The following is a 16655-nucleotide window of genomic DNA, read 5'->3' as shown; positions in this document are numbered from 1 at the left end:
TTAACTAGGTGCTACTGACAATGTCCAGGTAACAGTGCTCTGATAGTCACCAGCGGTTATCTTGGGGTCAGCTGCAAAGGTTAACTGACTGTCCGTGACGTCAAAGCTCTGTCCATCATAATCACTAGACGTGTAGATCTTGGTGGCGGTATTCGTGGCTGGAATGTCCTGGTCTAACCGTGATGTCGGATCCGAAAGATCGAGAATCACGGTACTGAGACTTCCATTGTCGCCATCACTGAGTGTGAAGGGCGCCAGACTGGCAGTCAAGGTCCAATCACCACCGGTTTCACGACTGTCCATAACGGATAGGTCCCCGTTGTTGTTACCATCGTAGTTACTCCCACTGGTTGCCGTATCCAAGTTTTGAAGGGTGGTATCACTTTGAATGACCGAAGCCGTGTCGATACTGCCAAAGTTGAAGTTAGGCACCGCTGTCAGCGACAGCAAGCCGCTCTTATTGACAGTCAGCAGTGCCGCGTTGGTATTAACCGATTTGGTACTTCCGTTGACGGTGTAGTTCAACTTTGCGTAGTACGACGTGCCATTATCGCCGCTAACAGTCGTCTTGCTGACGGTATAACTGGAAGCGGTCGAATTCAACGCTGTGGTGGTGCCATCATCGACCTTGTACCAGTTGGCAACCGTCATGCCATCCGGTAGGTTCTTGAGGGTGAAGGTCGCATCACTTCCTTCATTAACGGTGACGTCCTGCAAAGCCCCAATCATAATCTTGGTGCTGGCATCATGACCATTACTGGTGGCCGTGATGGTGACAATACCGTGATCATCGGCCAGACCATTAACACTACTGGAAGTGCTGGTGGCCGTGACATTACCATAGTCATCTACCGTAGCTAAATCCGGATTACTGCTGGTCCACGTGATGGGATCAGTGGCGTTATCTGGTGTCAGTGTGGCATGGACAGTGGTCGATTCATTGTTATACAGGGCATTACTGTCAGCTGAAACTTGAATATCAGTGGTGGGTACTCGGTCAGGCGTTACGGTAACGGTCGCAATTCGTGACCATTCGTTATAGAAGAGACCGATTCCCGTAAAATCGTATTCACATTGAAACATGAGTGGCGTGGCTTTGGTCACCTCAGGCGTCATGAACGTATAGGTTGAGCTATTCGTTCCGACTGTTTGATAAGTGCTACCACCATCGGTAGATTCCCACCAGACATACTTCCGGCTCCCAAGTGGGTTAGTTGTGGCTTCTAGAATATTTCGGGTTCCTTTAGCGGACAACGTCACATTGTGACCGGCAACGGCATTTGAATCGATCGGTTGCTGAGTAAAACCACCGGCAAGGTTAATCCCTAAAATCGATGTTGGAGGCGATGTTGGCGTTTGCGGGGCACTGGTGTTAGCAGCTTGCGCCGTGGTGCCGATAATTAGCCAGCCCACTAACACGGTGATACTAACCAGCAGCCCCCGTAAAATGTGTTTCCAATTTCGCATAACTAATTCCCCCTGTTACGACTTTGAATGAGATTGTGCCTCATCAGTAGATTTGCCCGATGTTGTCGCGTCATCCAATGCTTCCTCTGGGTTTTCGTCGTCTCGTGAACGACGTTTGCCTAACCAATAAGCCAGACCGATCAGCAAGAGAATCAACAGGATAGCGAGAACGATCCAGATCCACCAATTAGTTGGGGTTTTATCTGAGTGAATAAGTGCATTGTGTGTTCGCGATGCCTTAGCGGTTAGCGTAAACGGCCGACTAAAGTTCCAAACACGCTTGCCACTGGTCACATGCAGTTTAAGTGTATATTGACCAGCCGCGAGTCGTGACTTGCCCAAGCCAATCGGTAGATTGAACCAACTGTTTGGCGCCATTGACCCGTTCTTTAAGGATTGCGTCAGCACTTGTTTGTTCGTCTTTCCCCGCATAACCCGTGCTTTAATCCGCATATTTCCGAAGAGAGCTGGTGTCACGTTGCGCAATTTGGCCAAGACTTTGGGTTGACCATTTTGGGTTTTAACCGCAACATCCGCTAACTTGAGATTAATGGGTAGAACCTGATTGGGCTGACACCACAGGGACACAGCCACCACTTCAGCATAACGGTTCTGCAAGGTGAAGTTGCTATTGGATGACGATGGTGTGGCTTTAGGGTCAGTCACGAAGAGGCCACCCAAAACTTGCCCCGTAAAACCGGATGCTGGCGTTCGTGTTGTGAAAGTGACGGTTTTACCTTGGCGTGCCGCCAAATGCAAGGTAACGGCCCCTGAGGTCATTTTCGTAAAGGTCGTTTGTGCGGATGGATCCGTGCGATCTGATGGCACGTAGACGGCCTGACCAGTATCTGAGGTCGTGGCATTCACAGGAATAACCTTAAGGGTTCGCGCGGTCTTGCTGGGATTGGTAACGGCTAACTTGAGAACTTGACTGCCGCCGGGTTGAACCTTGAGATCAAAGTAGTCGACTTTATTCGACAATTGATTTTTTGGAAGCAACGGCGTCGCATCGAAGTTCGCATTCCCAGTTTGTGCGGCTTTCGCCGAGACTGCTGAACCACCGCCCAGCAGACTAATAAGCGCTAGAAACGCAACGAGCCACCATTTAAACCTGTTCAAATTCATTGTCAGCACCACCTTTAGTCATCAGAATTAAGCTGCAGGCGCAGCGGTTGGCGCGTCTTGTAAGGACCAGTAAAGCGTCGCATCATAAGTCCCGGCAGAAACCGTTGCTTGTTTGCCAAGCTTCAAATTCGTGCTAGAGCTCGTGGTTGCGCTGTTGTCACCTTCACCAGTGTTAGCAGCAGCATTCCACAAAGTAGAAGGATTAGTGATCCAGCCGTTCGTTACGGTACCCTGAGTCAGGGCAACGCTGGTTGGCGCAGCAGTTGCTGTGTTATCCATGGTTCCTGGTGTCATGTCCAAATCCAACGTGGCCGTATTAACCGTGGATGTACCAGATGTGAAGGGACCCATCCCAACGGTTAAGTTCCAACCGGAATGGTCTCCACGATAGTCCGTAACGTTCAAAGCACCGGTGTTGTTCCCGTCATAAGCGGTACCACCGGTAGTTGCACCAGTATTGCTGGTCAACGTGGCATCCGATGAAGCAATCGTCTTAACACTAGAACTGTTCAGTAGAACATTAGGAACCGCATTAAGCGTCAGCATCCCTGGTGTTACAGTGAATTCAGCGTTAGAAGTCGCTTCGGCAGGACCCGTCGTATCGGCAACATAACCGGTAGAAACCGTGGTTAAGTTACTGGTCGCGGTCCCAGGACCAGCCGCCTGTGCGACTAATGGAGATAATCCCATGGCTAAAGCAACAACAGCAAGACTACTGCTGGCACGATTAATGATATTCTTGATACGCATAATATTTCCTCCAATCTAATTGTGCCAATTAAGGCTGGCTAACTGGAAGTCTGTGCTCCACGCGATTAGCTATAAATAGTTTCTAAAATGAATCGCTTGAATTGATCATTTCCTTCCCTGCAACTCTATACTAGCAGGGTTTAAAGCCAACCAGGACCCATACGCTTGTTTAGCGATGTCTGTATACTAACTGCTAATAGTGAGATGATGATTTTGACATTATTCTTTAATTGTCACCACTGGCGGAGTGGCTCAGTCATTTGGCGGGTAAGCTAATTAGGGCGTGAGACGCAGGGGACCGGATTAAGACAGACTAGCTGTGTTTTGAGCCATAGTTTGTGCTTGTATGTGGAGACGCGAATTTGTTCAGAATTTTTGTCTAATTTATGGAAAAAGGCTTGCCTTCAACGTACTCTAAGCTTGTATACTTTAAGCAAAATAACAATAGGGGGAATTTGGGGATATGCGCCGTAGATGGTTCGAATTCATGGTGAGTTTAATAATGGTAGTGGTCGGTTTAAGCGGCTGTGGGACGCGGCTTAATTCACAGAAGTATGTTCAGGAACCCGTGCCAACGCTCTTCTTTCATGGCGGTGGTAGCAGTTATCATGCGGAAGAACATATGGCTAACGCGGCGAGAAAAGCTGGCGTAACCCGGACCATCATTCGGGCCATGGTTGACCCACAGGGGCACGTGCAGTTGGTGGGGAAGATTAAGCCAGGAGCAAGTAATCCTATCGTTGAAGTGAATTACGCGGATAATACGCAGATGAACTACCGAACACACGGTGTCTGGGCAATTAACGTTGTTCGTGCGCTGCAGAAGCAGATTCATTTTAAGTCCTTTAATATGGTCGGCCATTCGTTGGGAAATATTTCACTGATTTACTATTCATTGGAAGCCAGTCGGGATCCGCATCTCCCCAAGCTTCGTAAACAAGTTGATATTGCGGGCCACTTCGCCGGGCTGGACTTTAAGAAGGTGCCAGCTCGTGTAAAACAACCAGCCGGACTACGGTTGAATGCTGCGGGTAAGCCGAACAAAATGAATGCGACCTATCGGGAAATGACACAATTGCGGCACACATTGCCCCAACATCAGGTCGCGGTTCTTAATTTATACGGCAATATTGGCGGGCAAACGGATGGGACTGTGCCCAACGTCTCATCTCTTTCACTAAAGTATCTCGTTCAGCCGCGAGCCAAATCCTATCAAGAACATGAATTCACGGGGAAACGCGCACAACACAGTAAGCTCCACGATAACCCGCAAGTTGATCGCGTCCTGATTCAATTCCTGTGGGGAAAGTCACAGCAGCATGCTACAGAGAAATAAGCGGCGTGTTACCGGTAAGTCCTCGGTAAATCGGGATCACTGCCGAAAATGAAATCTGACTTTTTCGGCGTTTTCGGGTAAAATTGGGCTTAAATAAAAGTATCCCAAAACGATGAAGAAAGCGGGAAATAGCGTGTTAAAAGACGAACAAATTGTGTGGGCCATTCATCAGATGGAAGCGGATATCGGGCCAGTTGGTCCTTCATTGGATTCAAGGACGCCGTTTCAATACCTGATCTCGGTTATTCTCAGTGCGCAGGCAACGGACGTCTCCGTCAACAAGGTGACGCCGATTTTATTTGAAAAGTATCCGGACCCGCAAGCCTTAATGAATGCCGAGGTAACGGATGTTGAAGGGATCATTAAAAGTGTCGGGTTATTTCATAATAAGGCCCGGAACATTATCAAGACGGCGCGGATTGTTCACGAAGAGTTGGATGATGTGGTACCCACGGATCGTAAAGGAATCATGGCATTGCCCGGGGCAGGACGTAAAACGGCCAACGTTGTCTTGAGTGATGTCTTTAATCAGCCGACCTTTGCCGTAGATACGCACGTCTCGGCGATTTCCAAGCGGTTACATTTCGTGGATCAGTCGGCATCCCCCTTACAGGTTGAGCAGAGAATTATTGCCGTGCTGCAGCCAGACGAACTGCATCAAGCGCACCACACGATGATTGAATTTGGGCGGAAGTACTCGATGAAGTTGACGCCCGAAAAAGAGGTCTGTCAGGTGATTATTGATTGTGACAAATTGAACGAGGAAAACGAGGCTGAACTGTAGCGTACAGGTTGTCATCGTATCAAATAAAAAACGGATCGGGGCCGTCGCCTCAGTCCGTTTTTTGATGACACTGGTTTTGATTCACGAGCGACCGCGGCTAACGTAATCGCCTATATAGCCAGAATAAGCTGCCCAAGAGGAGCCCAACAAGTAAAGCACGGACACCCCAGCTAATGAGCCAAAGCCAGATGAGTTGAGGTAAAAGCTGGCCCCAATTGGTCGTCAGTAAAATAAGCATGAGCATGAAGTTCAGACCTCCTGGTTGTAGGTCACTAAGATTCGGCCAGCTGCATGGTGATCCAGCAAGTGATGTTGGGCCGTTTTAATGGCCGTGAAAGGCAATTTTTCTTGCACAATTGCCCGAAGATTCTGTTCCGCCAACTGGGTTAATAGCCAGCGGTAGTCCCTAGGTGTGATGGCGCCACTGGCAAAGGTAAACGTTTGGTGGGGGTGTGGACGGTAATCCTGCAAGGCAAGTGACAGAATGCGCACGGGACCAAGTTTAGCGGTCAATCTATCGAGTAGTGCCGGTGATCCGGCTAGATCGACAACGTGGGATACTGCGGCGAAGTTAACCTTCTGCTGGACCAATGGACGGTCATAGTCCACAATCTGTTCGGCCCCTAATGTCGTCAAGAGATCATGACGGCTAGTGTGACCGACGGCAAGCGAATGATAACCAAATAGGTGAAGAAGTTGCAGGAGGTAGGTACCAACACTGCCGTTGGCGCCCGTAACAAGAACGGTTTCGTTAGGCTGAAGGCGACTCTGCTTAAGGGCAAAGTAGGCCGCATCCGCGCCGCCAATCAGTGTGGTTGCGTCGGCTAGAGAAACACCCGCGGGGACTGTAAACAAAAATGGTGGGAGCATCGACAAGATTTGTTCTTGGTGACTGCCGCTGAGGTGGATCCCAATCACGGGTTGGTTAAGCAATCGTGACGGCCGTAAGCGACCAACTTCTCGCACAATACCGCCAAACCCGTAGCCGACAACCCGTGGTAACTTGACTGGGCGTAGCCGCTGTAATTGTCCCGTCTCGGTTAAGATGTCGTAAGGCATAACGGGCGTGTAACGGGTCTCCACGCGCGCGGCCATTGGGTTAAGTGACGCCACTGACTGGGTGATTAGTTTCAGTGCGTCAATGCCTTGATAGGACGCCTGCATAATCGCTTGCATTAGTCGGTTACCCCCTCTAGTTTTTCAGCGAGGGTGGCCAGCGCCTGTAGTTTCTGCGCGAAGGCGCGCTTGGCAATGGGGGCCAATAAACTAAGCGGTACCGGTAAAGCGGGATTCGCAGAAATTGTGAGTGATTCTGTCACTGCGGTTTGACCTGCGGATTCGGTCAGGGTAAAGACCAGGTGGTAGGCGAGCCGGCTACCTTGGCTGTGATACTGGACCTGATGGGGCGTGGCACTGACGGTTAGCTGTTCTCGCGGGTTTAACGCGGGTGACTGTCGGAAAATTTGAGCACCGGTCGCTGTGGGCGTGACCCGGGTGATCTCGTTATCCCACAGGGGTAGGTTCTTAAGATCCGTCAGTAACGCGACGACCTGGTGCTGAGTTGCCTGAATAATGGTGTGATTTTCAAACAAAGGTTCCGTTGACATAGAAAAAGACCTCCTTAATTGGATGGCCTTACTTTACCCGATTGGGGCAGTGTCGGAAAATCAGAATTCTGATAATCTAAAACTTACCGGGAACTTTTTCGTGGAACAGCATCGAAAGAAAACGTTGTTTTTGCCGCGCATCCGCCGCTTCATTCTTTTGACCGGCCTGATCGGCAATCTCAGCCATCAGGCGATAGCAGTTGGCCAGCATATAGTGTGAGTGGTGATCGGTAATGAAGCGAATGCCGGTTAGCAGACGATCGGTGGCCAGTTGTGGCTCGTTGAGTCGATAAGCGGTCAACGCCGCCAGATAAAAAATAATATTTTGATTTTCTTCGTACGGTTGCTGATCGAGTTGCGCTAAGGCCTGATCGGTCAACAGAGCCGCACTGTGGTTCAATTGTTGTTTGGCCTTCACAACGGCCAGTGAGGCCAGTGCTAGGCGAGTCAATGTGGTTGGGTGGCGCTGGGTGGTCATAGTTGTGGCAAACGTGAGATTTTGTTGAGCGGCAGTTAAACGCGTATCCACGTGGAGTTGAGCCACCCCCAGATAGTAATAGTACGCTTGGGTTTGTTGGTCCGTCGTGACGGCGGCGACCGTAGTTGGTGCCATGAGAAAGTCCCGCAATTCTTGGTAACGGTGTTGGTTACAGAGCCGTTGCATCCGAGCATTGCGCGTGTCATCCCCGCTAATGGCGAAGTCGGTGGCTAGACTAATTTCGTCGAGAGAAATCGCCAGCCGGTGACAAAGAGCCAGTAGAAGTTTTGCGTTTGGGGTGTAGTGGTCATTTTCAATCGCTGATAGCATTGATTGTGCGCAGATGCCTTCTGCGACTTGGGCCTGAGACCGTCCTTGACGCTGTCGAACTTGTTTGAGTGTCGTTCCTAATGACATGAATGATCGCCTCCCAATCTAATCTATCAATTCGTCACTTAAATGGCCAGTCATGTGTCGGAAGTGAACACCGGTATGGTATGCTGAACGCTGGTTAGTAAATGCTAGCGCCTAGATGGCGATTCAGGTTGAATTGAACAACCTACTTTAAAAGGGGCGTGTGAGAATTGCAGTATACATTTATTGGCGATATCCATTCGGCGGCCGACGATTTGGCGGTGCTCCTGCAGGCCAATGCGCTACAGAATAGTCGTCTGATTTTTCTCGGTGATTATATCGACGGCAGCGCGATGCGGATGGGGGCGAAACAACCGAGTCCCATCGCCCCTCTTGCCGTGCTGGATATGATTATGGACCGCGTTCAGAATCATGGCGATAGCGCGCTTCTAGGCAATCACGATGACTTTTGGGTCCAAACGGCGCGCGGTGACGACCTGAGCTATCAGACCTGGCGGCTTAACGGTGGTGCCAGAACTTGGCGCCAATTGGGAATCCATTCTAGTAGTCCGCAAGTGATAGCCGCGGCCTTGAGCCACGATCCGCTCCAGCGTTATACTCAATTCTTGGCCGGTCTCCCGATCACTTGGGAGCAGCAACACATACTGGCTGTGCATGCGGGGCTCAACTGGGACTATCCGTTTGACCACCAGCTACGTGATGACCTGATCTGGATTCGTGATGATTACTACTTTGATCAAGACCATTCGTGGCATCGTAACCTGACGAATAAGGTTATTGTGACCGGGCATACACCGGTTCAGACGTTGACGACGTCGGGCTATGGCTTCATTAAGATGCAGGCTGATGCGCAGGACACGCCACGATATCTAATCGATGCGGGGAGCCGTTCGGGCGCTCGCAACGGCGGTATCTTTGCCCTAACGCTGACCGAACAGGGTGAGGTCATCGCGATGAATTGGGCGATTAAGGGACAACTCTATGATGGTACGGGGCCACACTTAATGTGATGCTGTTGGGGTCAATAACGGATGGCAACAACTGACGGTAAACTTTCCCGTCAGTTGTTGCCGTTTTTTTAGGGACCGGGTTAATTGCTACCGTTAAAGGTACTGCTAGAGGAGCTGGCAGCCTGCTCCGCGCGCTTAACGTAGTCGATCGCGATGACGAGACCAACCAATAAAAGGCTATCCGTGTCGTCCTGAATGGTGATCTCGTACTTGTCGCCAATGCTGAACCAGCGCTTGGCTACGGTACCGATGACCTTACCACGGCGGGAGACGGTAAAGTTCATGTCCCAAAAATCCCCGGTCACAGTCAGGCCGGCCGCCGACAGTTCATAACGGGGCTTAAACAGGGTGAATTTCTTCTGAATGGTGGCCACCTGTTGACCAGCGATTTTGAGATAGAAACGAGGCAGCCAGGTCATGGGTTGTTTGATGACACTGGCCACCCGATTGTCTTGCAAATCGAGAATATCAAAGTGCTTGGGAATCTGGAAAACACTTCCCACAGCATGGTAGACGGGCCGATCGTTGGCGTCACAAATCGCAAATTTTTCGCGAAACGACCAAACTTTTTGATTAAGATAAAGCTTACGCATCAGAATTTCTCCCATCAAATGGAACGACGATCACGGTTGACGCCGTCCTTTAGTTGGTTTCTATGATACCGAATATTTAGCAACAAGCATAGATGGTTTACCAAACATTTACAGGGTGCTGAAAATAGTGATTCAATTTCATACGGAATGTCACATATAATTGACATCTACCCATGACCGTTCTATACTGATGGTGTCATATATAGCTGACATTTATGGGAGGTGGACCAACGTGAATCGCGTTAAGGAATATCGTAAGGCGGCTGGACTGACGCAATTTCAGCTGGCCCAACAGGTCGCCGTGGCGCGGCAAACCATTAATCTGGTTGAAAATGATAAATACAATCCGTCACTCGATCTCTGCATTCGGTTGGCCAAAGCGCTACAGACGGATCTTAATCACTTATTCTGGGAGGAATAATCATGAAGAACGGGGAAAGTTTGCGTAATCGGGTAGTGCGACACTTTTTTAATATTTCTGGGGATTTCGACGAATACAAGCGGCAGGAGGCCAATCGGATCGGGACCAACGCGTTAATGCTGTGTATACCGGCATTACTCCTGCCGCCGACAATTGCCGCGCTATGGGCGGTGACTTCACCCGAAGCGGCCTTACTCGGGTTGATTCTGTTTGATGTCATCTTTGTGATGGTGATTGTGACACCGTACCTAGCGTTTGCAAGTCGGCGGGCCCATCTGACCGACCACGAAGTTGCGGCATCAGACCTGCGCACAGCTCGTAAGCAGGTTGTCCAGAAGGCCGTGGGCTATGCGCTGTACTTTATGGTCGTCATGTATGTCATGCAGGCCTTAGTCGACACTGTTTTCGATGGCGCCAACATTTGGCAAGAACTCACAGCTATCGGCAATATTCGGCAGGCCATTTATTCGGGAATTTTCTTTGGCCTTATCATGGGAATTTCTTACTGGATTCGTCTTAAAAAGCAGGAGTAGGCGGTGTTGGTACTGACGAGATGATCACAGCTCGGTATTTGATTGGGTTGCGTCTCTTAAGAGGACGCTCTTCGTTAAACTAGCAATAGCTTACATCGGCATATTTATTGGTGATAGGTTCTATAAATAGGGTATGATAGGAACTGAACTAAAAGATCCCTAAAGGAGGCCATCGACATGGCAGACGTTTTACTAGTCATTGATCTGCAAAACGGGGTTTGTTACGGTGAACAGACCGCCGCAAACATGCCCCAAGTCCTTACCGGCGTTAATGCCCGGATTGCGGCGTATCGCAAGGCGAAAAAGCCAATTGTTTTTATTCAACATTCGGATGAAGATTTGGTCCAAGGAACGCACGATTGGGAATTGATTCCCGACCTGGATTATCGTGACACGGACCCCTTAGTCTCAAAGCACCACGCTAACGCCTTTTACCATACCAATTTGCGGCGGGTGCTGACGAGTTTCGCCGCCGAATCATTGGAAATTTGTGGGGCCCAGGTCGAATACTGTGTGGACACCACGACTAAGGTCGCTCATGGCATTGGCTACGACCTACAAATGACCCGCGGGTTAACGACCACAGTGGATAATAAATTCATGACGGCCGAACAAACTATTGCCTTTTTCGAAGGTATTTGGGATCATCGATTTGTTACGATGTTAGAGGCTTAATGCAAGGCCGTTGGCGTTAATAGCGAAGTAGCAGACGATATGGGAGTGACTGGCGGAATATGCCACTCACTCCCATTTCTATACCAAAGAAACTAGCGGCGATTTTGTAACTGGTTGGTGGGACATTTTAAGGGCTTTTTAATTAGTTTAGACCTGAAACAGCTGGTATTGGAAAACAAGTGGTGTGTGATGAGTCGCTGGTTTAAAGCATGGGGTAAAATGCGGACATGATGGTAATGGCACCCCAATATTCTAAGATATTTTTCTTGTCGCTTGAATTCTTTTTCCTTTACATAGTGTGTATCCAGTGTGTATAATAGAACTACTGATGATGAAGGGGTGCCCGAGATGCCGATGAAGCCGAGACAGATGGTGCGTCTGCTAGAGAAAAATGGCTTTATCGCAAAATCGCAAAATGGTTCGTCACACCTAAAGCTTTACAATCCGCAAACCGGTAAGATTGTTATGGTACCGATTCACGCCAAAGAGCTAGGCAAAGGCTTAGAACATGCGATTTTAAGAGAAGCAGGAATAAAGAGGTAATTATATTTTTCGTCTGTGGTCCAAAAGTTATTGGAGATAGCTTCTTTAAATATTTAATAGGTCACGCAAATCATGAAAAAATCTGTGGGTTTAACACGAAGGGAGGCCGATTTCTGTGCAGAAGGATATTGTCATCTACCCAGCAATTTTTAGTGAGGACGGGGACTATATTTTTGTTCGAATTCCCGACTTGCAGGGTGGTTTCACTCAGGGAACGGATGCAGTTGATGCTGTAAAAATGGCTGAAGATTTAATCGGTAATTTACTGGAAGATGAGACCAACTATCCCAAGCCTTCGGATCCCCAAGACATTGATTTAGCCGAAGGGGAGTCCCTCGTCTATATTTCAGTTGATCTAGCGGCATTTAGAATTAAGTACTCTAAAACGGTGCGTCGGAATGTCACCATTCCAGGATATTTAAATGCAATGGCTAAAGAGAAAAAGCTAAATGTCTCTCAGGTGCTAACGGAGGCATTAAAAACAAAACTAGAGGTTTGATGACTTCGAAATTAGACAATGTATCCAATAACAGGTAATAAATAAACGGCATGCTTTCCCAGTCTGGGAGGCATGCCGTTTTTGCTTAAAGTTGTTTTACTGAGGCGAAGCGAGCCACTAAGTCTCCCAGGTATCGCGGTGATTCCACGAAACCGTGGGTGACCCAGGTAACGGCCACGTTGATAACGGCTCCGGAAAAGAATTCCAGGTAGTACGGTTCGTTGATTCGCGAGCCGTGGATCCGATGCTGTTTCTTCAGGAGCTGGAAAACCGTTTGAAAAGTTTGGAGTAAGACATCCAGCTGGCCATTTTTGATGAGTAGCTGATAGGTGGTGGCTTCAGACTGGACCAGCTCGAAGTAATGTGTCATCAGGTCGGCCAGATTAACTTGTGTGGACCGCGGCAATCGTCGGAGATAACGTAACATGTTTTGCATTTGATAGCGCGTAATGATTTGATTAAAGTCCTGATAATTGCGGTAGAAATAAGTTCGCGAGACCTGAGCGCGCTGGCATAACTCGGTAATGGAAATTGCGGCCAGTGGCTTTTTGGCCATTAGCGCCAGCAAAGCATGGTAGATGGCCTCTAGATTTTGTTGCTTACGGGCTTGTGGCGTCATGGGTCACAACATCCCCCTTTCTGTAACCTAAAGCTAGTGTATCTGAACGGCACCCGATAAACTAGCGATAACACTTGAGGAGGGGATTTTTTATCATGGCGCAAACAACAAAACTAGTGGGTACCATGGCGATGGGGATTTTTCTCTGTATGTTGGACACCACGGTCATGAACATTGCGTTACCCGCAATGCAAACGGGGCTGAGCACCGACCTGGCACAATTATCCTGGGCGCTCAATCTCTACACCATTTTATTTGCGACGCTGACGATTCCGCTGGGGCGGATAGCCGATATTTATGGTCGTCAGCGGGTTTACCTGGTGGGATTGGGACTATTTTTAGGAGGATCATTGGTCTCGGGACTGGCTGGTAATATCGGATGGCTTGTCGGTGGCCGGGGCATTCAAAGCTTGGGAGCAGCAATTGTTTTTCCCGCCAGTATGACGATTGGTATTAACAGCGTTCCCTTGGCTAAACGCCCCCAGACGATTGCGACACTGGGTATTGCGCAGGGGCTGGCTGCGGCGTTGGGACCAACGATTGGCGGCGTCGTGACCCAGTTCTTGGGGTGGCGCGGTATCTTTTTGATCAATGTACCGGTGACGCTGTTGTCGCTGATCCTTTGTTGGCGGTTGTTTGACCCGCACGAACATCGTCAACCGGCTGAACACCTGGATCTAGGCGGAGCAGTCCTGTCGATGACCCTGCTCTTTAGTTTAACCCTGTTGCTAGTCAAGGGCGGTGACTGGGGGTGGACGAATCTGCGTTGCCTGGGGCTAGGATTGCTGAGCAGCCTGGCACTGGCAGGCTTTCTTCTCGTCGAAGCCCACACGAAACACCCCATGGTCCCCCTGATGCTTTTCAAAGATCGGCAGTTTGTGGGGGCGGCCATCATGACTGTGCTGTCGGGGATCTTTCTGGTCGCCTTACTGGTGTTGATGCCGAGTTTCTTCGTGAAGGTGCAGCTGAAAGGGACGTTATTGGCCGCAATGATGGTAACGCCGGCCTCAGTCATGATCTTTATCTGGTCGCCGCTCAGTGGCTTACTATTGGCTAAATTGGGCCCACGGCTGGTGATTCTGACGGGGAGTCTAACCATGATTGGCGGATACATGGTGTTGGCTCGCCTGAATCCCAATCAGTATGGGCAAGTCCTTATGGCAATAGTTCTGATTGGGGCGGGGTACGGCATCATCATTGGCCCCATCACGGTGCTAGCGGCTGGCGAGTTTACCGGCAAACTCTTAACGGCGTCACAGAGCGTGATTGGCGTCTTCCGCCAGGTTGGGACATCGCTGGCGGTTGCTATCTTCGTATCGGCGCTGTCAACCAATCTAGCCATCGCTAAAACCAACATACGGGCTTTTGCCCAAAATGAAGTCGCCGTTCTACCAGTGACCGCACAAGTCAAGCGAGAGTCGCTTGTTCAGGTTAACGACCAGTTAGCCGCAGAATCGCTATCCCAGCACCCGCAAACGACCTTCATTGACCAGGCAAAGGCCAATCAGCTGATTCAACGTCATTACCAGCGAGCGCTCGTTCAGCAACGGTTGACGCAGGCACCAGTACCGATTAAGCGGGCGATCTATCAGCGCATTGAGCGGGCTGTGACGCGACGAGTTGCCCATGACAATCGTGCTTTAGCGAGACTGACAGCGGCCATTCACCACGAAACGAAGCGTCAATTAACCCGAGCCTTTATGCGGCCGTATCGGCTGGCGATGCCGTTTACGCTGGTCATGCTACTGACAGTTTTTCTGCTTCGAAGACGGCGGAATTATCTGGAACGTGAACGCATAGAAAATGATCATGGATTCAGATAACATGCAAAAAAGCGTTCAGAATTGAGATTCTGGACGTTTTTGTCGTGCATGAGGTTGCCATGATCATTGAAGATTATCAAAACGAAAAATAAGTTGTCCATCAATTTGCTTAGTGACTAGAGACGAAAATGCTGGGCTAAGCCAATTTACTCATGATAAGTTTAAAAGACAGGTAAGACCTCCACCAGAAATCTAAACGACCTTGGCTTGCAAAATAGGCACTATACAGTCATTCTATATATAGCTGAACTGTATAGTGTGAGATTTCTAACCACTGGAGGGAAAAATGGAACGAGATAAAAATTTGCCCTTAACTGAGACTACTTACTACATCTTACTTGTTTTGACCCAGCCGCTACACGGCTACGGTGCCATTCAAGAGATTGCCCGCATCAGTCAGGGGACGGGTCAAGGTGGCTGCGGGAACCATGTATGGGGCGACTGAGAACCTACTGAAGCTGAAATGGATCAAAGAAGTGCCGGGTCCGGATAAACGGCGGCGAGTCTATCAAATCACACCAACTGGCCGAAAAATCATGACGTTGGAGACAGCGCGGTTACGACAACTGGGGACGTTAGCGCGGTCATTTGGGTATTAGTTTGGGAGGACGATGACATGAAAAAATTTCGCGTATTTTTAAATCTTGACGAGGAAGAAAATTGGATCAATGGGGTGCATGCTGCGGGCTACCGCTTGACGTTTGTGAACCATATCTTACATCGCTATACCTTTGTGCCGTTGATAATTGCAGATCAATTTATACCGACAGTACAGTTGGACTTTCGCGATCGCGGGTTGAGCTGGCGGAACTATCAGGATTATCGGCAACTCTTTAACGATAGCGGTTGGCGCTTGATTGGTGGCAGTCGTCACGGTGGCGTGCAATAATTTCAGCAGCGCAGGGACTCGGTAGACAACGCCATCTTTTCGGATGAGCGGTCGAAGCAGGACAGTCGTCGCCGTTACAGTCGGATGGGGTATTTCTACGGTGTTTTGTTTCTCGCCATGTTTTTCGGCTTGATTAGCTCAGGTGTGAATATTTTTAATTTTCAGAGCTGGTATTTAACGCCTGGGTTGTGGCAAATTGCAGGGTAACCAGTTTTGGCAAGCCTTTTGGTTCGAGACGCCCTGGGCACTATTGCGGGTCAGTCTCGCCTGTGCGTTTGGCGTGGTCGTGGTTCAGAAGATTAACTCTGCGAGGAATGGACGTTAGTTGTGCGAAACTGCTCAGTGAGTGTGTCATCCCCAGTCAAGTCTTCGGTGGTGTGATTGCTGAAGACCAATTTAAGCGTTGCTCATCAGCCTTGTCGAGACTAATAACTGCAGAATTGGCCGCATTTTTTAGCCAATTGCCGACTAAATTTTGAATGATTCTCTGTAGTAAGATTAAGTAAAGATTCGGCACAACCTTGGGAGTCACTACAATTTGTTTGGCGTTTAGGTCGTCAAAGAAGATCAACCACCCCTGACTAAAGTCAGAGGTTTGCGGGAACAACATCTTAAAATGTTATGACCGCAATTTGCTTAGATACAGCGATTGCCTGCATGCAGGTCTTACGTGCTAATGACCAAAGCCTTTAGTGTCCGCAGGTTGCCAGACGGACCGGTGTTTCTTATGACTCTGCTAGGGTCGCTAATCCCTTAGCTAAAATATTTTTAGCGGCGTTGTGATCGCGAACGTGATAAGCGCCACATCGCGGACAGGTCCATTGACGATCGGCCAAGGTCAACTTTTGTGTTGTTTCGGTACCCATGATAAAGCCACAATCATGACACGTTTGTGTGGTATTTCGGGGATCAATAGTCATAAATTGACGGTTATACAAATTAGCTTTATACGTGAGCATGCCTAAGAGCGTCCGCCAACCAACATCAGCGATACTCATGGCAAGAGCGTGATTTCGTAACAGATTCTTGCTTCTTAATTCTTCGGCGACAACCAAATCGTGGTTCTTGATTAGTGCTGTCGAAACAAGATGTAAGAAGTTTTTCCGTCGATTAGCAACTTCCCGTTGG

At 49.2% G+C, this 16655-nt stretch carries 19 protein-coding genes and 1 pseudogene; 11 read left to right on the top strand and 9 right to left on the bottom strand.

The annotated features are described in order from the left end of the window. Genes HEQ50_RS03855 through HEQ50_RS03845 form a run of 3 tightly spaced genes read right to left on the bottom strand, consistent with a single transcriptional unit; the run spans nt 1 to nt 3342 of the window. Complete coding sequence (locus tag HEQ50_RS03855) at nt 1-1467, bottom strand: WxL domain-containing protein (protein WP_168899205.1); 1467 nt, start codon at nt 1465-1467, stop codon at nt 1-3. 15 nt (nt 1468-1482) lie between these two features. Next, on the bottom strand, nt 1483-2592 hold the full coding sequence (locus HEQ50_RS03850) for a DUF916 and DUF3324 domain-containing protein (RefSeq protein WP_168899204.1): 1110 nt from the start codon (nt 2590-2592) through the stop codon (nt 1483-1485). Between the two features lie 27 nt (nt 2593-2619). Then, a complete protein-coding gene (locus tag HEQ50_RS03845) occupies nt 2620-3342 on the bottom strand; it encodes a WxL domain-containing protein (RefSeq protein WP_168899203.1) in 723 nt (240 codons plus the stop codon). A 487-nt stretch (nt 3343-3829) separates the two neighbouring features. Here HEQ50_RS03845 and HEQ50_RS03840 point away from each other — a divergent pair, with 487 nt between their 5' ends. Both HEQ50_RS03840 and nth read left to right on the top strand, forming a co-directional pair. Next, nucleotides 3830-4678, top strand: coding sequence for an alpha/beta hydrolase (locus HEQ50_RS03840; protein WP_370520126.1), 849 nt, complete (start codon nt 3830-3832; stop codon nt 4676-4678). Nucleotides 4679-4811: 133 nt separating this feature from the next. Beyond that, nucleotides 4812-5462: an endonuclease III gene (gene nth, locus HEQ50_RS03835; protein WP_168899201.1), complete on the top strand. Its 651-nt coding sequence runs from the start codon at nt 4812-4814 to the stop codon at nt 5460-5462. A gap of 249 nt (nt 5463-5711) precedes the next feature. Here the strand turns inward: nth and HEQ50_RS03830 are convergent, their stop codons facing one another. The 3 genes from HEQ50_RS03830 to HEQ50_RS03820 form a co-directional block, all read right to left on the bottom strand. Beyond that, entirely contained in the window at nt 5712-6638 is a 927-nt protein-coding gene (locus tag HEQ50_RS03830) for a zinc-binding dehydrogenase (RefSeq protein WP_168899200.1), read from the bottom strand. Next, nucleotides 6638-7069, bottom strand: a complete 432-nt coding sequence (locus tag HEQ50_RS03825) for an SRPBCC family protein (RefSeq protein WP_168899199.1) — start codon at nt 7067-7069, stop codon at nt 6638-6640. The genes HEQ50_RS03830 and HEQ50_RS03825 overlap by 1 nt, the downstream gene beginning before the upstream one ends. Before the next feature lie 76 nt (nt 7070-7145). After that, a complete protein-coding gene (locus HEQ50_RS03820) occupies nt 7146-7964 on the bottom strand; it encodes a helix-turn-helix transcriptional regulator (RefSeq protein WP_168899198.1) in 819 nt (272 codons plus the stop codon). Nucleotides 7965-8131: 167 nt separating this feature from the next. On the opposite strand from HEQ50_RS03820, the gene HEQ50_RS03815 reads away from it, so the two are divergent. After that, on the top strand, nt 8132-8932 hold the full coding sequence (locus tag HEQ50_RS03815; protein WP_168899197.1) for a serine/threonine protein phosphatase: 801 nt from the start codon (nt 8132-8134) through the stop codon (nt 8930-8932). 80 nt (nt 8933-9012) lie between these two features. On the opposite strand, the gene HEQ50_RS03810 is transcribed toward HEQ50_RS03815, so the two are convergent. After that, nucleotides 9013-9525, bottom strand: a complete 513-nt coding sequence (locus HEQ50_RS03810) for an LURP-one-related/scramblase family protein (RefSeq protein WP_168899196.1) — start codon at nt 9523-9525, stop codon at nt 9013-9015. A gap of 232 nt (nt 9526-9757) precedes the next feature. On the opposite strand from HEQ50_RS03810, the gene HEQ50_RS03805 reads away from it, so the two are divergent. From HEQ50_RS03805 to HEQ50_RS03785, 5 genes are all read left to right on the top strand, one after another. After that, nucleotides 9758-9946 (top strand): helix-turn-helix transcriptional regulator, encoded by a 189-nt coding sequence (locus tag HEQ50_RS03805; RefSeq protein WP_168899195.1) that lies wholly within the window; start codon nt 9758-9760, stop codon nt 9944-9946. Between the two features lie 2 nt (nt 9947-9948). Next, the gene (locus HEQ50_RS03800) at nt 9949-10479 is read left to right on the top strand and encodes a DUF3278 domain-containing protein (RefSeq protein ID WP_168899194.1); all 531 of its coding nucleotides are present in this window, start codon (nt 9949-9951) and stop codon (nt 10477-10479) included. A gap of 177 nt (nt 10480-10656) precedes the next feature. Next, a complete protein-coding gene (locus tag HEQ50_RS03795; protein WP_168899193.1) occupies nt 10657-11154 on the top strand; it encodes a cysteine hydrolase family protein in 498 nt (165 codons plus the stop codon). 348 nt (nt 11155-11502) lie between these two features. Then, a complete protein-coding gene (locus HEQ50_RS03790) occupies nt 11503-11697 on the top strand; it encodes a type II toxin-antitoxin system HicA family toxin (protein ID WP_168899192.1) in 195 nt (64 codons plus the stop codon). 115 nt (nt 11698-11812) lie between these two features. Next, nucleotides 11813-12196: a type II toxin-antitoxin system HicB family antitoxin gene (locus HEQ50_RS03785; protein ID WP_168899191.1), complete on the top strand. Its 384-nt coding sequence runs from the start codon at nt 11813-11815 to the stop codon at nt 12194-12196. Nucleotides 12197-12281: 85 nt separating this feature from the next. Here HEQ50_RS03785 and HEQ50_RS03780 read toward each other — a convergent pair whose 3' ends face one another. Beyond that, nucleotides 12282-12815: a TetR/AcrR family transcriptional regulator gene (locus tag HEQ50_RS03780; protein WP_168899190.1), complete on the bottom strand. Its 534-nt coding sequence runs from the start codon at nt 12813-12815 to the stop codon at nt 12282-12284. A 95-nt stretch (nt 12816-12910) separates the two neighbouring features. On the opposite strand from HEQ50_RS03780, the gene HEQ50_RS03775 reads away from it, so the two are divergent. From HEQ50_RS03775 to HEQ50_RS03765, 3 genes and pseudogenes are all read left to right on the top strand, one after another. After that, nucleotides 12911-14638, top strand: a complete 1728-nt coding sequence (locus HEQ50_RS03775) for an MFS transporter (protein ID WP_168899189.1) — start codon at nt 12911-12913, stop codon at nt 14636-14638. Between the two features lie 286 nt (nt 14639-14924). After that, nucleotides 14925-15237, top strand: a pseudogene (locus HEQ50_RS03770) (PadR family transcriptional regulator). A 17-nt stretch (nt 15238-15254) separates the two neighbouring features. Further along, nucleotides 15255-15527: a DUF2812 domain-containing protein gene (locus HEQ50_RS03765; RefSeq protein ID WP_168899188.1), complete on the top strand. Its 273-nt coding sequence runs from the start codon at nt 15255-15257 to the stop codon at nt 15525-15527. A 725-nt stretch (nt 15528-16252) separates the two neighbouring features. On the opposite strand, the gene HEQ50_RS03760 is transcribed toward HEQ50_RS03765, so the two are convergent. After that, the coding region (locus HEQ50_RS03760) for an RNA-guided endonuclease TnpB family protein (RefSeq protein WP_168899187.1) at nt 16253-16655 on the bottom strand (403 nt) is incomplete at its 5' end.

The sequence above is a fragment of the Lactobacillus sp. HBUAS51381 genome (genome assembly GCF_012641095.1).
Taxonomy (GTDB): domain Bacteria; phylum Bacillota; class Bacilli; order Lactobacillales; family Lactobacillaceae; genus Levilactobacillus.
This window is presented reverse-complemented; position numbering and strand designations above follow the sequence as displayed.

Coding starts and splice junctions, on each gene's coding strand:
- HEQ50_RS03855 (WP_168899205.1), bottom strand. CDS start 1,467: ATGCGAAATTGGAAACACATTTTACGGGGGCTGCTGGTTAGTATCACC.
- HEQ50_RS03850 (WP_168899204.1), bottom strand. CDS start 2,592: ATGAATTTGAACAGGTTTAAATGGTGGCTCGTTGCGTTTCTAGCGCTT.
- HEQ50_RS03845 (WP_168899203.1), bottom strand. CDS start 3,342: ATGCGTATCAAGAATATCATTAATCGTGCCAGCAGTAGTCTTGCTGTT.
- HEQ50_RS03840 (WP_370520126.1), top strand. CDS start 3,830: ATGGTGAGTTTAATAATGGTAGTGGTCGGTTTAAGCGGCTGTGGGACG.
- HEQ50_RS03830 (WP_168899200.1), bottom strand. CDS start 6,638: ATGCAAGCGATTATGCAGGCGTCCTATCAAGGCATTGACGCACTGAAA.
- HEQ50_RS03825 (WP_168899199.1), bottom strand. CDS start 7,069: ATGTCAACGGAACCTTTGTTTGAAAATCACACCATTATTCAGGCAACT.
- HEQ50_RS03820 (WP_168899198.1), bottom strand. CDS start 7,964: ATGTCATTAGGAACGACACTCAAACAAGTTCGACAGCGTCAAGGACGG.
- HEQ50_RS03810 (WP_168899196.1), bottom strand. CDS start 9,525: ATGCGTAAGCTTTATCTTAATCAAAAAGTTTGGTCGTTTCGCGAAAAA.
- HEQ50_RS03800 (WP_168899194.1), top strand. CDS start 9,949: ATGAAGAACGGGGAAAGTTTGCGTAATCGGGTAGTGCGACACTTTTTT.
- HEQ50_RS03795 (WP_168899193.1), top strand. CDS start 10,657: ATGGCAGACGTTTTACTAGTCATTGATCTGCAAAACGGGGTTTGTTAC.
- HEQ50_RS03790 (WP_168899192.1), top strand. CDS start 11,503: ATGCCGATGAAGCCGAGACAGATGGTGCGTCTGCTAGAGAAAAATGGC.
- HEQ50_RS03780 (WP_168899190.1), bottom strand. CDS start 12,815: ATGACGCCACAAGCCCGTAAGCAACAAAATCTAGAGGCCATCTACCAT.
- HEQ50_RS03775 (WP_168899189.1), top strand. CDS start 12,911: ATGGCGCAAACAACAAAACTAGTGGGTACCATGGCGATGGGGATTTTT.
- HEQ50_RS03765 (WP_168899188.1), top strand. CDS start 15,255: ATGAAAAAATTTCGCGTATTTTTAAATCTTGACGAGGAAGAAAATTGG.